This window comes from Campylobacter concisus (assembly GCF_002165815.1).
GTDB classification, from domain to species: domain Bacteria; phylum Campylobacterota; class Campylobacteria; order Campylobacterales; family Campylobacteraceae; genus Campylobacter_A; species Campylobacter_A concisus_BH.
Genome location: NZ_NDYN01000001.1, coordinates 93,397 through 107,796, shown reverse-complemented (window position 1 = coordinate 107,796; position 14,400 = coordinate 93,397). Strand labels below are relative to the sequence as shown.

The 14,400-nt window shown below is 40.5% G+C and carries 18 protein-coding genes; 13 read left to right on the top strand and 5 right to left on the bottom strand.

What is annotated here, in order from left to right; all coding sequences use genetic code 11:
• Positions 1-59 precede the first annotated feature (59 nt).
• The 4 genes from cysK to B9N65_RS00590 are packed head-to-tail and all read left to right on the top strand — an operon-like array spanning position 60 to position 2,017.
• Entirely contained in the window at positions 60-965 is a 906-nt protein-coding gene (cysK, locus tag B9N65_RS00605; RefSeq protein ID WP_087582381.1) for a cysteine synthase A, read from the top strand.
• A 3-nt stretch (positions 966-968) separates the two neighbouring features.
• Positions 969-1,520 (top strand): serine O-acetyltransferase EpsC, encoded by a 552-nt coding sequence (epsC, locus tag B9N65_RS00600; RefSeq protein WP_087582380.1) that lies wholly within the window; start codon positions 969-971, stop codon positions 1,518-1,520.
• A 40-nt stretch (positions 1,521-1,560) separates the two neighbouring features.
• Positions 1,561-1,755, top strand: a complete 195-nt coding sequence (locus B9N65_RS00595; protein WP_087582379.1) for a hypothetical protein — start codon at positions 1,561-1,563, stop codon at positions 1,753-1,755.
• Between the two features lie 28 nt (positions 1,756-1,783).
• On the top strand, positions 1,784-2,017 hold the full coding sequence (locus B9N65_RS00590) for a hypothetical protein (RefSeq protein WP_257640003.1): 234 nt from the start codon (positions 1,784-1,786) through the stop codon (positions 2,015-2,017).
• A gap of 25 nt (positions 2,018-2,042) precedes the next feature.
• On the opposite strand, the gene B9N65_RS00585 is transcribed toward B9N65_RS00590, so the two are convergent.
• Positions 2,043-2,345 carry a c-type cytochrome gene (locus B9N65_RS00585; protein ID WP_087582377.1) on the bottom strand — a complete coding sequence of 101 codons (303 nt, stop codon included), beginning with the start codon at positions 2,343-2,345 and terminating at the stop codon, positions 2,043-2,045.
• Positions 2,346-2,437: 92 nt separating this feature from the next.
• On the opposite strand from B9N65_RS00585, the gene gmhB reads away from it, so the two are divergent.
• Genes gmhB through B9N65_RS00560 form a run of 5 tightly spaced genes read left to right on the top strand, consistent with a single transcriptional unit; the run spans position 2,438 to position 6,291 of the window.
• On the top strand, positions 2,438-2,953 hold the full coding sequence (gene gmhB, locus B9N65_RS00580; RefSeq protein WP_087582376.1) for a D-glycero-beta-D-manno-heptose 1,7-bisphosphate 7-phosphatase: 516 nt from the start codon (positions 2,438-2,440) through the stop codon (positions 2,951-2,953).
• The gene (rfaD, locus tag B9N65_RS00575) at positions 2,950-3,939 is read left to right on the top strand and encodes an ADP-glyceromanno-heptose 6-epimerase (RefSeq protein WP_087582375.1); all 990 of its coding nucleotides are present in this window, start codon (positions 2,950-2,952) and stop codon (positions 3,937-3,939) included. The genes gmhB and rfaD overlap by 4 nt, the downstream gene beginning before the upstream one ends.
• The gene (gene rfaE1, locus B9N65_RS00570; protein WP_087582374.1) at positions 3,932-5,350 is read left to right on the top strand and encodes a D-glycero-beta-D-manno-heptose-7-phosphate kinase; all 1,419 of its coding nucleotides are present in this window, start codon (positions 3,932-3,934) and stop codon (positions 5,348-5,350) included. The genes rfaD and rfaE1 overlap by 8 nt, the downstream gene beginning before the upstream one ends.
• Complete coding sequence (gene gmhA, locus B9N65_RS00565) at positions 5,325-5,894, top strand: D-sedoheptulose 7-phosphate isomerase (protein ID WP_087582373.1); 570 nt, start codon at positions 5,325-5,327, stop codon at positions 5,892-5,894. The genes rfaE1 and gmhA overlap by 26 nt, the downstream gene beginning before the upstream one ends.
• Before the next feature lies 1 nt (position 5,895).
• On the top strand, positions 5,896-6,291 hold the full coding sequence (locus tag B9N65_RS00560) for an SseB family protein (RefSeq protein WP_087582372.1): 396 nt from the start codon (positions 5,896-5,898) through the stop codon (positions 6,289-6,291).
• A gap of 1,066 nt (positions 6,292-7,357) precedes the next feature.
• Here the strand turns inward: B9N65_RS00560 and tilS are convergent.
• The 3 genes from tilS to panC are packed head-to-tail and all read right to left on the bottom strand — an operon-like array spanning position 7,358 to position 10,481.
• A complete protein-coding gene (gene tilS / locus B9N65_RS00555) occupies positions 7,358-8,350 on the bottom strand; it encodes a tRNA lysidine(34) synthetase TilS (protein WP_087582371.1) in 993 nt (330 codons plus the stop codon).
• The gene (gene rimO, locus B9N65_RS00550) at positions 8,347-9,657 is read right to left on the bottom strand and encodes a 30S ribosomal protein S12 methylthiotransferase RimO (protein WP_087582370.1); all 1,311 of its coding nucleotides are present in this window, start codon (positions 9,655-9,657) and stop codon (positions 8,347-8,349) included. Before rimO ends, tilS begins: the two co-directional genes overlap by 4 nt.
• A 2-nt stretch (positions 9,658-9,659) precedes the next feature.
• Positions 9,660-10,481, bottom strand: a complete 822-nt coding sequence (gene panC, locus B9N65_RS00545) for a pantoate--beta-alanine ligase (protein ID WP_087582369.1) — start codon at positions 10,479-10,481, stop codon at positions 9,660-9,662.
• A 119-nt stretch (positions 10,482-10,600) separates the two neighbouring features.
• Here panC and prfB point away from each other — a divergent pair, with 119 nt between their 5' ends.
• Positions 10,601-11,701, top strand: coding sequence for a peptide chain release factor 2 (gene prfB / locus B9N65_RS00540; RefSeq protein ID WP_087582368.1), 1,101 nt, complete (start codon positions 10,601-10,603; stop codon positions 11,699-11,701).
• A gap of 81 nt (positions 11,702-11,782) precedes the next feature.
• Complete coding sequence (locus B9N65_RS00535) at positions 11,783-12,010, top strand: hypothetical protein (protein WP_141083825.1); 228 nt, start codon at positions 11,783-11,785, stop codon at positions 12,008-12,010.
• Positions 12,011-12,106: 96 nt separating this feature from the next.
• Here the strand turns inward: B9N65_RS00535 and B9N65_RS00530 are convergent, their stop codons facing one another.
• A complete protein-coding gene (locus B9N65_RS00530) occupies positions 12,107-12,658 on the bottom strand; it encodes a tetratricopeptide repeat protein (protein WP_087582366.1) in 552 nt (183 codons plus the stop codon).
• Between the two features lie 77 nt (positions 12,659-12,735).
• Here B9N65_RS00530 and B9N65_RS00520 point away from each other — a divergent pair, with 77 nt between their 5' ends.
• Together B9N65_RS00520 and B9N65_RS00515 are read left to right on the top strand one after the other, a co-directional pair.
• Positions 12,736-13,053: a type II secretion system protein gene (locus B9N65_RS00520; RefSeq protein ID WP_087582365.1), complete on the top strand. Its 318-nt coding sequence runs from the start codon at positions 12,736-12,738 to the stop codon at positions 13,051-13,053.
• The gene (locus tag B9N65_RS00515; protein ID WP_087582364.1) at positions 13,050-14,390 is read left to right on the top strand and encodes a dihydrolipoyl dehydrogenase family protein; all 1,341 of its coding nucleotides are present in this window, start codon (positions 13,050-13,052) and stop codon (positions 14,388-14,390) included. Before B9N65_RS00520 ends, B9N65_RS00515 begins: the two co-directional genes overlap by 4 nt.
• Positions 14,391-14,400: the final 10 nt, after the last annotated feature.

Genomic DNA, 14,400 nt, shown 5'->3' with positions numbered 1-14,400 from the left:
TTTATGTTTTATTTTAAATTCTATGCTAAATTTACGAGAAATTTATTTTAGGAGAAGTGATGATCTACGATAACATCGTAAAAACGATCGGTAATACACCTATCGTAAAGGTTAAAACAGGTGCTGACGAGGCTGATATTTACGTAAAATTAGAGTTTTTTAATCCAGGCGGCTCTGTAAAAGATAGGATCGCATTTAATATGATCACAAAAATGCTAGCTGATGGCACACTAAAACATGGCGACACTATCGTTGAGCCAACAAGCGGAAATACAGGCATCGGCGTAGCTATGTGCGGTGCTGCACTTGGCTTTAAAGTGATCCTTTGCATGCCTGAGAGCATGAGTATCGAAAGACGCAAGATCGTGGCTGCATATGGCGCTCATCTTGAGCTAACTCCTGCAGCTGGCGGTATGAAAGCAGCGATCGCAAGAGCTACTGAGCTAGCTTCTCAGCCAAATCACATAATGCTAAGCCAGTTTGAAAACAAGTATAATCCACAAGCTCACGAGCTAACAACAGCTGCTGAGATCGTGGCTGACTTTAGCAAGCTTGATGCCTTTGTAGCAGGCGTTGGCACAGGCGGCACGATAAGCGGCGTGGCAAAGGTTCTAAAAGAAAAAGGCTATGACACTAAGATCATCGCAGTAGAGCCTGAGGCATCACCAGTTTTAAGTGGCGGCAACCCAGGACCACATAAAATTCAAGGCATCGGAGCTGGATTTTTACCAAATACAATGGATATGAGCCTAGTTAGCGAAGTAGAAAAAGTAAGCAACGATGACGCACTAAACGCAGCTAGAGCGATCGCAAAGAGCGATGGCTTGATGATAGGCATAAGTGGCGGCGCTTCTTACGTGGCTGCAAAAAGAGTGGCTAAAAGACTTGGCGCTGGCAAAAAAGTGCTTTTCATAGCTCCAGATAACGGCGAGAGATACCTAAGTACAGAGCTTTACGGAGCGTAAAATATGTGGGAGAGTCTAAAAGAGCTAGTTCAAACTGTCCGTGAAAAAGACCCATCGGTGCATAGTTGTTGCTTTTTAGCGATACTCATAAACACTCCTGGCATCCATGCGGTTTTGTTTCATAAAATTTCTCATTTTTTATATGAAAAAAAGTGGTTTTTTCTAGCTAGACTCATCTCACAAATAGCAAGATTTCTAACAGGCATCGAGATCCACCCAGGGGCAAAGATTGGTAGGAGATTTTTCATAGATCACGGCATGGGCGTGGTTATCGGCGAGACGGCTGAGGTCGGTGATGATGTGATGATGTATCATCAAGTGACGCTTGGCGGCACTGGCAAAGAGTGTGGCAAGCGCCATCCAACCATTAAAAATGGCGTGACTATCGCCGCTGGCTCAAAGATACTTGGTGCCATAACTATCGGTGAAAATGCCAAGATCGGCGCAAACTCGGTTGTACTAAAAAATGTCCCAGCAAACGCAACAGTCGTTGGCATACCAGCAAGAGTTGTCAGGGTAAATGGCTCTAAATTTGAGCCAGAGTTTATCATCTAAAAGCAAAATTTGATCTCCCCGCACAGCAAGGAAAGCTAAAATGCAACTTTTTGATACGGCAAATTTACTATCCATCATGTTGCCAGCGTTTTTTAGCTTTGCGCTGCCTATCATAATATTTGTCATTTTAGTAAATTTGATAACAAAATTTATGAGGCGAAAGCTGCGCCAAAAATCTTACGTAAAATTTAACCAAAGAAATATAGCTGATACGTTTAGCGCAAACTTTTACTGAAGACATAGCTTATGCTTATGAAAAAAGAGTGCCGATAAAAGAGGATATATATTGTGATTTCTACATACCAAAAGGCAAGATTTATATAGAATTTTGGGGATATGAAGATGATGAGGCGTATATAAAAAGAAAAGAGCAAAAGATAGAGCTTTATAAAAAATATAATCTAAATTTAATAGAGATAGATAATGGCACGATCAGCAACTTAGATGACTATCTGCCAAAAAGGATTTTAAAATTTGGTGTGAGTTTAAATTTGTAGAAAAAAGGGGCGAGCGCCCCTGTGATTATTTTAAAGTTTGGATGTATTCTGCAACTGCTTTGATGTCGTCGTCGCTCATTGGAGTAGCGATCGGTTTCATCATAGCGCCAAGACCAAATTTATTTGCTCCTGTTTTGTAGCCTTTTAGAGCTGCTTCGATAGCTGCTGCATCAAGTGATGTTAAAGCTGGAACTTTGTTATTGAAAACTTTTTCAGCTTTAGCGCCATGACAGGCAACGCATTTTTTATAGATAGTAGCGCCATCTGCAGCGAAAGCAGCAGTTGAAAGTAGTGCTGCAACACTTGAAACGATTAGTAGTTTTTTCATTTGTCATCCTTTTTAAAAAACGTGCCGGCATTATAATACAAAAATGTAAATTTGCAAGGGGCGGGTTAAAATATTTTGGCTATAATCACCAAATGATAAAAGAAACAGCCAACAAAGCACTTTTTTTAGACCGAGACGGCGTCATAAATGAGGACGCTGGATACGTTTGCGAGATCAAAGACTTTAAATTTATTGATGGCATTTTTGATGCGTTGAGGGAATTTGCTGAGGCTGGCTACAAGCTCTTTGTCGTGACAAATCAATCAGGCATCGGCAGGGGCTACTACACGCAGGAGCAGTTTGACGCTCTAAACAAATTTATGCTAGAAAGCTTTAAAAAAGAGCAAATTTTTATCACCAAAGTCTATTTTTGTCCGCACGCTCCAGAGCAAAAATGCACCTGCAGAAAACCAAATCCAAAAATGATACTTGATGCTTGCAAAGAGTTTTACATAGAGCTTGAAAACTCGATCATGATAGGCGATAAACCAAGCGACGTCGAGGCTGGCAAAAGAGCAGGTGTGGGCAGAAATTTCTTGCTTGATGGCATAAATTTTAAAGATGTAAGAGATGTTTTAAATAAGCTAAAAAAGGAAAAATCACTATGAATTTAAACGGAAAAAAGATAGTTATAACTGGCGGTGCTGGCTTTATCGGCTCAGCTTTGGCGCACTATTTTGATGAAAACTATAAAGACGCTCACGTGCTTGTCGTGGATAAATTTAGAAACGACGAGACATTTAGCAACGGCAACCTAAAAAGCTTTGGCCATTTTAAAAATTTACTTGGCTTTAAGGGCGAAATTTACGCTGGCGATATCAACGACCCTAGCACGCTTGAAAAGATAAAAAGCTTTCGCCCAGACGTCATCTACCACGAAGCAGCGATCTCTGATACGACCGTAAAAGAGCAAGACGAGCTAATAAAAACAAATGTAAATGCCTTTGTAAATTTGCTTGATATCTGCGAGAGCTTGGGCGCAAAGATGATCTACGCTAGCTCAGGGGCGACTTATGGCAACGCAAAGAGCCCGCAAACCGTCGGCGAGTGCGAAGCGCCAAATAACGTCTATGGCTTTAGCAAGCTAAGCATGGATAATATCAATAAAATTTACGCAAAGCGCGGCGTGAGCGTGGTTGGACTGAGGTATTTTAACGTCTTTGGTAAGGGCGAGTTTTTCAAAAATAAAACCGCCTCGATGGTGCTTCAATTTGGACTTCAAATTTTAGCTGGCAAGACCCCAAGGCTCTTTGAGGGTAGCGACCAGATCAAACGCGACTTTGTCTATATAAAAGATATCATTGAGGCAAACATAAAAGCGCTTGATGCACCAAGTGGTGTCTATAACGCAGCTACTGGCAAGGCTAGAAGCTTTCAAGATATCGCTGACATCTTGCAGCGCGAGATCGGCGTAAATTTAGGCAACGAATATATCAAAAATCCATTTATCGGCTCTTATCAGTTTCACACAGAGGCCGACGTAGCCCCAGCTCGCGAGGCATTTGGTTTTAGCGCTACTTGGAGCTTAGAAGAGGCGATAAAAGACTACTTGCCAGAGATAAAGAGAATTTATAAGGAAGAGCTAAATGGCTAAGAGAGTTAAAATTTTAGTCGTCGGCGATCTCATGCTGGACCACTATATCTGGGGCAGCTGCGAGCGCATCTCGCCTGAAGCGCCAGTGCAAGTTGTAAAGATAAATAACGAAACCTACACGCTTGGTGGCGCTGGCAATGTAGTAAGAAATTTACTCTCACTTGGCGCAAATGTGAGCGTGGCTAGTGTTTTAGGAGATGATGAGGCTGGTAAAAAGATAAAAGAGAAGCTTGCTGAGCTAAATGTAAAAGATGAGCTCATCCTTACTGAAAAAGGGCGTGAGAGCTCGATAAAAAGCCGCATTATGGCATCTCACCAGCAAGTTGTCAGGATCGATAAAGAGAGTGTTGTCAAGATAAATTTAGAAGATGAGCTTGTCTTAAAAGTAAAAGAAAATCTTGCAAATTTCAAGGCTGTCTTGCTAAGTGACTACGGCAAAGGCGTGCTTAGCGAAAAAGTCTGCCAAGAGATCATAAACGAGTGCGTGAGGCTAAATATTCCAGTGCTCATAGACCCAAAAGGCAGCGACTACTCAAAGTACAAGAACGCGACCCTTCTAACGCCAAATAAAAAAGAGGCGAGCGAGGCTACAAATTTAAAGATAAAAGACAAGGCCGAGCTTGAAAAGGCGATAAAACAGCTAAAGGACGAGCTAAATTTGACCTATTCGATCATCACGATCTCAGAAGAGGGCATCGCGCTTTATGACGACAAGCTACACATCTTTGCTGCTAAGGCAAAAGAGGTCTTTGACGTCACTGGTGCTGGAGATACGGTGCTTGCCACACTTGGCTACATGCTAGCAACTGGGGCTGATATAAAAGAGGCTATAAAGATAGCAAACCTCGCAGCAGCCGTCGTCGTGGCTAAGATCGGCAGCGCAACTGCTAGTTTTAGCGAGATCGAGCAGCTGTTAAATAGCTCATTTGGGGCAAATTTCGAGCACAAGCTTAAAAGTGTCGAGGAGCTAGAAGAAATTTTGAGCCAAAAGGGCAAGAAAAAGGTCGTTTTCACAAATGGCTGCTTTGATATCTTGCACGCTGGGCACGTAAAATACCTAGCGCGCGCAAGGGAGCTTGGCGATCTTTTGGTCGTTGGGCTAAACTCGGACGCTTCAGTTAAGAGGCTAAAAGGCGAAGCAAGACCTATAAACTCGCAAGAAGATAGAGCCTGCGTGCTAAGCGGGCTTGGATTTGTCGATTATGTCGTGATTTTTGATGAGGATACGCCATTAAATTTGATAACAAAGATAAAGCCTGACGTGCTTGTAAAAGGGGCTGATTATAAAGGCAAAGAGGTCGTTGGCAGCGATATCGTAAAAGAGGTCAGGCTGATTGACTTTGTCGAGGGCAAAAGCACAACAGGGATAATAAAAAGGATAAAAGATGCTAAAAATGATGATAAAAAATGAGCTTGAGGCTCACCAAAAGACTTTTAGCGAGCATGTAAATTTGCTGGGTAACTTGGAGCGTGCTTGCCAGATGGTGGCTGATACGCTAAAAAATGGCAAAAAGGTGCTGATATGTGGCAACGGCGGATCTGCGGCGGACGCACAGCACTTTGCGGCCGAGCTAACTGGCAGATATAAAAGCGAGCGTCAAGCACTGCCAGGCATCGCGCTAACTACCGATACTTCGGCACTTACGGCTATTGGCAATGACTACGGCTTTGACTATGTTTTTTCACGCCAGTTTGAGGCTTTGGCACAGGAGGGCGACTTGCTCGTGGCGATCTCAACAAGTGGCAACAGCAAAAACGTCCTTGAGGCGATAAAAAGTGCCAAGAAAATGGGCGCATTGGTGCTTGGACTTAGCGGCAAAGGCGGTGGTGCGATGAATGAAGGATGTGATCTAAATTTAGTCGTTAGCTCAAGCGATACAGCAAGAATTCAAGAGTCGCATATTTTTTTCATCCACACGATCTGCCAGGCCGTAGATGAGGCTTTTAGGGGCTAAAATGCAAGAAGCGATGGATAAATTTTTAAGTGATCCCAGTCAGCAAAATGAGGTAAATTTGATATCGGCTTTAAAAAAGGCTAGCTTTTTTGCTCCAGTGCTTTTAAACCAAGCACTTGCAAAGCCTGATGGCGGCGTTGTTTATGAAGAAGAGGGCTCAAATATCAAATTTATCCTGCTTGAAGATGAGGGCGAAAAGCTTAGCTATTTTCCGGCATTTACTAGCAAAGAGGCGATGAAGCTTTGGCGAAACGACAGCGAGCAAGAGAGCATAGAGATAGGACTAAAAGAGTATCTTGCGATGCTAAAAGAGAGTAGTTATGCTGGTGTCGTTGTGGATGCTTTTGGCTATGACTTTGTGCTAAAAAGAGAGCTGATAGAAAAAATACTCGCCTAGTGCGTAATAAAATTTATAAAATTTTACGCATTATTTTATGCAAACGGCTTTGATGAGGTAAAATTTAAATCGCTGGTTTGTCTAAATTTGTTTTATGGGCTGGCTTTTGCTGGGACTGGCGCTGATTTATAAATTTGACTTTTTGGACGCGTTTATTAAATTTGATATCGCAGATCGGTTGAGGCTAAATTTTAAATTTAGTAAGAAACAAATTTCACTATCTCGTTTATAAAATTTAGTTTCATATATCTTTGTTATTGGTAGCAAAGTTAAATTTAATATACGACATTAAAGCCAAAAGAGCGCTGTGATTTTTAAATTTAAGTCTAAAGATGGGTGGCTATTCTGCAACAAAGATATGTGGATAAATTTAGAGTTTTGTTGCTTGAGAAATTTATATCACAGATAGTTTTTTGTCGTTGTGGTGCGCGGTTGCAATTTAAAACAGTCATAAGTTAAATTTATTAGTTATTGCCCTAAATTTGGCTCTCGATAGATTAAATTTGACTTTTAGTATAGAAAATTTGCAGGTTTAGTGCTGTATTAGCCAAGGTTGAAGCGAGCATTTACCTTAAGACCTGAGTAAATTTGCTGCTTAAGGCTTTAAATTTTTGCTTATCAGATTAAATTTGTAGCTAAATTTAAGCCCCAAAAATAGTTGTAATAAACTAAAAATAAATAAATTTACCGATAGAAATTTTAAATTTTGCAGGCTTAACGCTTTAGTGTGAGGATCATAAGGGTAAAATTTAGTGTTAAAACTTTAATTTTGCTCTTTTGTGGGTCAAATTTATTGCCTTTTACTATAAATTTAAATGCAAAAGCAGTTTATGTTAGAGAAAAATATCCAAAACCAAATTTGCAGTTTTTGCTCTAATTGCTAATGTGGGTGGTTGCTTTTTGCTTGTGAGAGTGGAGTAAAATTTAGTTTTAAATTTGACCTTTGTAGATTAAATTTGCAGATAGAAATTTAAATTTTTGCAGACTTGTTAAGATTGTTGTAAAAAATTGGTGATAAAAAGTTTAAATTAACCTTTGGTAGATCAAATTTATAGCCTAAAACGCTCTATCTACTAAAAAATTTAGAAAGATGTTCTATCTGAGTGTCATTTGCAAATAAATAGCCTCTATTTATTACTGGGAGCTTTAAAATTCTAGCCTTTTCTTTAAAAATTTTTGGCATTACGGCTTTGCAAAATGGCGTTACCAAAACAAATTCATCAGCGTAGCCAACGGCGATCTTGCCACTTAGCACCACGCTTGTTTGCTTTGCTAAATTTGCGCTTAGCTCATCTTTTTGAGCCTTGCTTAAAAGCACATTTAGCTCTTTTGCCGCCATATCAACGCCCCGAACGACGTTACTATCATTTTTTATAATGAAAATTTCATCATCCATTTTTGTGATATTTGGCAGCAGGTTTTGCCTATCAGCCTCCAAAAACTCAAAGCTTTTTTTCACGCCGCTAAAATACTCGTCCAAAAATGGCTCACTAAAATTTAGCCTCACAAAGCTTCTTTTAAGCTTGCCCTCTAAATTTGTCTCATCGACAAAGTAGCGTAATCCTCGCTCGTCAAGGTAGTTTTGAAGCTCTTTTTTGCGTAAATTTAAAAGTGGTCTTACTAGCCAAAAGTGCTCTCTTCTCTCAAGCTCACTCATGCCAAATAGCTCTTTTAGCCCAGCGCCCTTGCCAAGCTGCATCAAAAACCACTCAAATTTATCGTCAAATTGATGCGCTAGGATCAAATTTTCATAGTCAAATTTTTGGCAAATTTCTCCAAAAAACTCATACCTCGCCTCGCGCGCGTTTTTTTCAAAATTTGACTTACCTAAATTTACGCTTTTTATGTAGATTTTTTTACCAAATTTACTAGCAAGCTCTTTGGCGCTTTCAACTTCAATTTTACTCTGCTCTCTGGCGTTGTGATCGACTATGGCTAGATCAAACTTGACCCCAGCCTCGTGTAGAATGTAAAAAAGTGCAGTGCTATCGATACCGTGCGAGAAGGCAAGCAGGTTTGCGCCAGCACTTAGCCTACCAAGCACATTTTGGCTTATCATTTTGCTTTTTTGACGATGGTGGCGACTAGTTTTTGATCAACCACGTCGCTGACCTCGCAAAGGTAAAGCGAGCCGATCTCAAGCTCTTTTACGTCGCTTTCATTGATCAAAATTTCGCCGTCTATATCTTTGTCCCAGATATCTTTTTTGGCAGCGTAAAACATCTCGCCCTCGCTGCTAATGCCCTCAAGCGATGCGTAAATTTGCTTGCCAAGCTCTTTTTGCAAGCTCTCATTTATCACTTTTTTGGTGATCTTTTCTATCTTACTTAGCCTTTTTGAGATGATTTTTGCTGGGATTTGCTCCATTTCAAAAGAGGCAGTGTCTTCTTCTTTTGAGTAGGCAAAGGCGGAAATTCTATCAAATTTAAACTCTTCCAAAAACTGGCAAAGCTCTTCAAAATCCTCCTCGCTCTCGCCTGGATGTCCCACGATGACGCCAGTTCGCAAGAATGAATTTTCGGCATTTCTCATCAAATTTAAAAGTTCTTTTATCTTTTTAGCGCCACTTCCGCGCTTCATTATCTTTAGCATATTTTCGCTGATGTGCTGGATTGGCATGTCAAAGTAGTTGTGAAAGATGGGCGAAGCGATGATGCGCGAAATGAGCTCCCTACTGGTCGTGCTTGGGTAGAGATAAAGTATCCTAGCACTCCTTACGCCTTCTATCTTTTCTATCTCGTCTATTAAATTTATTAGCCCGTCGCTAACGCCCTGATCGCGCATGTATGAGCTTGAGTCTTGGGATAAAAAACTAAAGTCGTAGTAGCCTTTTTTAACCAAATTTTTGACCTCATTTGTGATGTTTTCAAGTGAGCGCGATTTTAGCTTGCCCTTAAATGTCGGTATCGCGCAAAAGCTGCACTTTTGGTTACAGCCCTCTGAAATTTTGATGTAGGCGTGGTAGTTTGAGCCAGTTATCACACGCTCTTCGTTTGCTTGCAGATAAGTCTGCGGGCTAAATAAATTTTGCTTTTTCAAGATGATCTCGTCGATCTTGTCATAATCAGCCACGCCGGTAAAGAGATCGACCTCTGGCAGTTCTTTCATGAGCTCATCTTTGTAACGCTGCATAAGACAGCCAGTCACTACCAGCAAAGAGCCATTTTTACGAGCTTCGTGCATCTCAAGGATGGTTTGTATGCTCTCTTCTTTGGCAGACTTGATAAATCCGCAAGTATTTACGATAATGACGTCTGCGTCGCTGATATCGTCTGTGATATCGTAGTTTTGCAAGCGTCCTAGCATGATCTCAGAATCAACTAAATTTTTATTACAACCAAGCGAGATTAGATGAAGTTTTGGCATTTTTAGATCCAGATGTTGTCTATTAGCCTAGTTTTGCCTACAAAGGCGGCTACTAAGATGATGGTGTTGCCTTTTTCTATCTTTGAAATTTCATTTAAATTTCTATCCGTAACCGCGACGTAATCAACTTTTAGCGGCTCAAGTACCTCAAGCATGCTTGCTTTGATCTCGCTTGCGTCTTCTTCGCCGTTTTGGATCAAATTTTGTGCTTTATTTAGCGACCTTGAAAGCCTTAGCGCGTTGCACTTATCTTCGTCGCAGATATAGACGTTTCTGCTTGAAAGTGCTAGGCCGTCTGGCTCTCTAACGATATCGCAGGCAACTAGCTCGATGTTTAGGAAAAATGTTTTTATCATATTTTGCACGATGATTAGTTGTTGAGTGTCTTTTTTGCCCATATAGACGCTATTTGCACGAGTTAGGCGAAATAGCTTATTTAGCACTCTTAAGACGCCATCAAAGTGTCCTGGTCTAGTTTTGCCCTCTAAAATGGTCGAAAGCTTCTTTGGAGCGACGATGAGCGGCTCATCTTCAAAGTAAAGCTCATTTTCGTTTGGGATGAAGATAGCGCTAACGCCGTTTTGCTCGCAAATTTGGATGTCGCTTTGCTCTTTTCTTGGGTATTTTTCCAGGTCTTCGCCTGGTAGAAATTGAGTTGGATTAACAAAAGTTGAGACGATGCTTATCTCATTTTCGCTCACACATTTTTTGATAAGGCTAATGTGTCCGTCATGAAGTGCGCCCATTGTTGGGACAAAACCGATCTTGCCGCTTGCGTTTGAGACAAATTCCTCAAGTTCTTTTATAGTTCTTATGATTTGCATATTGACTCTTTTTATCTAAATTTTAACTTGGCATTGTAACAAAAAAGGATTAAAAGGGCGTAAATTTAAAAATGTAAGCAACTTTTGGCTAAAATCGGCAAAAATTTATGGAGAAAAACTTGGATAGTTACGAATACAACGAGCTTTTAAAGAAGCTACAAACAAAAGTTGAAAACATAGGCTCTATCGTAAAGCCTGATGATATCAAGGCTAGGCTAAAAGAGATCGAGGCCATAGAGCAAGACCCTAGCTTTTGGCAAGATATCGCAAGAGCTGGGGCATTAAATAAAGAAAAGACAAAAATTTCAAACATGCTTGCTAAATTTAGCGACGCTCACCAAGCAGTTAGCGACGCAAAGGAGCTCTTTGAGCTAGCAAATTCTGAAAATGATGAGGAGACTATAAATTCTTTATTTGAAGATGCTAAAAATTTAGATGAAAAGATAGTAAATTTAGAAATTTCTATGCTTTTAAGTGGCGAGGATGACGGCAAAAACGCGATCGTATCGATCCACCCTGGAGCTGGCGGCACCGAGAGTAACGACTGGGCGAGCATGCTTTATAGGATGTATCTTAGATTTTGCGAGCGTGAGGGCTTTAAGGTCGAGACTTTGGACTTTCAAGAGGGAGAAGAGGCAGGGCTAAAGGATGTGAGTTTTATTGTAAAGGGTGAAAACGCTTATGGATATTTTAAAGCAGAAAATGGCATCCACAGGCTCGTTCGTACAAGCCCATTTGATAGCGCAGGACGCCGCCACACAAGCTTTTCTAGCGTTATGGTGAGCCCTGAAGTAGATGATGATATAGAGATCGAGATAGAAGAGAAAGATCTAAAGATAGACACTTATAGGGCTAGCGGCGCGGGAGGTCAGCACGTAAATAAAACAGAATCAGCCATCCGTATCACTCATATACCAACTGGCATCGTCGTGCAGTGTCAAAACGACCGTAGCCAGCATAAAAACAGAGCCACAGCGATGAAGATGCTAAAGTCTCGCCTTTACGAGCTTGAGCTGATGAAACAGCAAGAGGCTAGCAACAGCGTCGAAAAGAGCGAGATCGGCTGGGGACACCAGATAAGATCATACGTGCTTTTCCCATACCAGCAGGTAAAAGACAACCGCAGCGGCGAGGCATACTCACAAACTGACGCGATACTTGATGGAGATATCAAAAAGATGATAGAGGGCGTATTGATCGCTCAGAAGGCGGATGCGTAGGAGCTAAAATATAGCTAGCTGTTAAATTTATACGTTAAAATGCTATAATTACAAAAACAAAAAAGGAAGAGAATGCCAAAATTGGACGAAGCCAAAGAGCGCTTGGGCATGCTAAAATTTTGGCTTGGAATTTTTGTTACAATATTGGTTGGTCTTATTAGTTGGATTTTTACTCACTATAAGGACTATGCTGACAAGCTAGAATTTTATAGTGTTTGCATGTGTGCAGTTGGTTTATTAATTTTGATATTGCTTGGCAATGCAAAGTCTAAAAAGATATTAAAAGAGATAAAAGATTTAAAAAAATAAAGGATAAAAATGGGAATTTTTGTATCTGTTCTTATGATAGCAAGTGTGATTTTGATTGGATATTCAGCTCTAAATTCTGTTGAAACTAATTAAGAGCTAAAATTTCATCTCTTTTAGCTTCATACATGCCTCTTCTTTGCCATGATAGCAAGCCTCATCAAGATAAATTTTCGCTTTTTTATAGTCATTTTTACCAAGATATATAAGCCCTAGATCGTAGCTAGCTTCACTTGAGCCAAGGCTTGTGGCTTTTTCGTAAAAATATATCGCTTTTTCTAAATTTTTATTGACCCCAAGGCCGTACTCATAGATGTATCCAGCACTTCTTAGCCCGTCTATGTTGCCGTATCTGCCAGCTGTCTCAAACCAAAAAAGTGCCCTTAAGATATCCTTGCTAAAGCCTTTGCCGTCACGAAAACAAACGCCAGTTTGCTGCATGGCTAGGACATTGCCATCTTTTGCGTAGTCATAAAATCTCTTGCAAGCTTTTGGGTAGTTGCCTTCGTTATATAGATAGATGGCGTCTGCTATCTGCTCTACTTCAGGATCAAGTGGTGGCTCGCTAAGACCTAAATTTTGCGACAATTGCTGCGCCGAACAGCCCCAAAATAGCAAAATACTAAATAGAAAAATGATAAATTTTTTCATATTTGTCCTTGAAAATTTAGGCGATTTTATCGAATTTTATCTTATAATGATCGCAAATTTAAGCAAAAAGGAACGATATGGATCATAACGCACTTTTGACACAGCTTGGCTACAACATAGATGAAACGACCACTGAGCATATGCGTAGAATTTTAAATAACACTGACGGCCTTTTGCCAAAGAGTGTGATCGAGCTAAACGATCATCTAAAGCCGCACCTTTGCTTTGTAGCGATGAGCGGGAGCGAGGATAGGCTAAAGATAAAAAATGTCGCAACCGTCAAAGAGATAAAAGAGCGTGTTGATGAGATCATCAAAAGCTGGGCAAATAAATACAAAATGGATATCAAAAAGATAAACGAAACTACATACTACATAATAGGAGAAATTAAATGAAATATGACATTGTTATTATTGGATTTGGTAAGGCTGGCAAAACGCTAGCTGTAAAGGCTGCTGCGCTTGGTAAAAAAGTCGCGCTAATCGAGAGATCGCCAAAGATGTATGGAGGCACTTGCATAAACGTGGGCTGCATACCGACAAAGCGTCTAATCACAGCTGCAAAAGAGGCGATATATGCAGATAATAGCGTTGAAAACGAGTATTACACGCTTAGTATCGAAAACAAAAATAAGCTAATCTCAGCTTTAAATTCTAAAAACTACGCGATGCTAAATGATAAAGAAAATATCGACGTGATCGATGGTGTTGGCTCGTTTAAAGATAAAAATAGCGTCCTAGTTACAACCTCAAGTGGCGAGCAAAAAGTCGTTGAAGGCGAGTTTATCATCATAAACACTGGCTCAAAAGAGGCGTATGCACCATTTGAGATAACAAACTCAAACGTCTTTTCAAGTAAAACCTTGCTCGATCTAAAAACTATGCCAAAGCATCTTGTCATCGTTGGCAGCGGATTTATCGGTATCGAGTTTGCATCGATGTTTGCAAATTTTGGCTCAAAAGTGACCATCGTCGGACGCTCAAAACTGCTAAAAAACGAAGATGAAGATATAGCTAAAAGTGTAAAAGATGCGCTAAACGTGCAAGGCATCGAAATTTTAGAGGGCTGCGAGATAGAGAGCCTAAAAGATAATGCGCTAAATTTCAAACAAGATAATGAAGATAGACTTATCAAGGCAGATGCGTTCTTAGTAGCGCTTGGCAGAGTGGCAAATTTAGATGATCTAAATTTAAAAGCAGTTGGCGTCGAGCTAAACGAAAAAGGCTTTATAAAGACAAATGAGCGCCTTCAAACAAATGTATCAAACATCTACGCAGTGGGCGACGTGCGCGGCGGAGAGCTTTTTACCTACACTAGCTTGGATGATTTTAGGATAGTTTTCTCGCAAATTTTTGGCGATAAAAAACGCACTACACAAAACAGAAGCATCCACGCAAATGTGCTATTTACCGACACTCCGTTAGCAAGAGTTGGCGTAAATGCAAAAGAAGCTAGCAAGCTTGGGCTAAATTTCAAGGAGCTAAAGCTTAGCATGGCGGCAGTGCCAGGAGCAAAGGTGCTAAATCACGATGTGGGCATGCTAAAAGCGATCGTTGAAGCTAGTAGCGGCGAAATTTTGGGGGCGAGCTTTCACTGCATCTACGCAAATGAGATCATAAACGAGATCGCGATCGCTATGAATTTAAAAGCAGATGCAAATTTCTTTAAAAACCAAATTTTCACTCACCCAAGCATCAGCGAAGCCCTAAATGACTTGTTTGGACAATACTAAAAGGACAAAA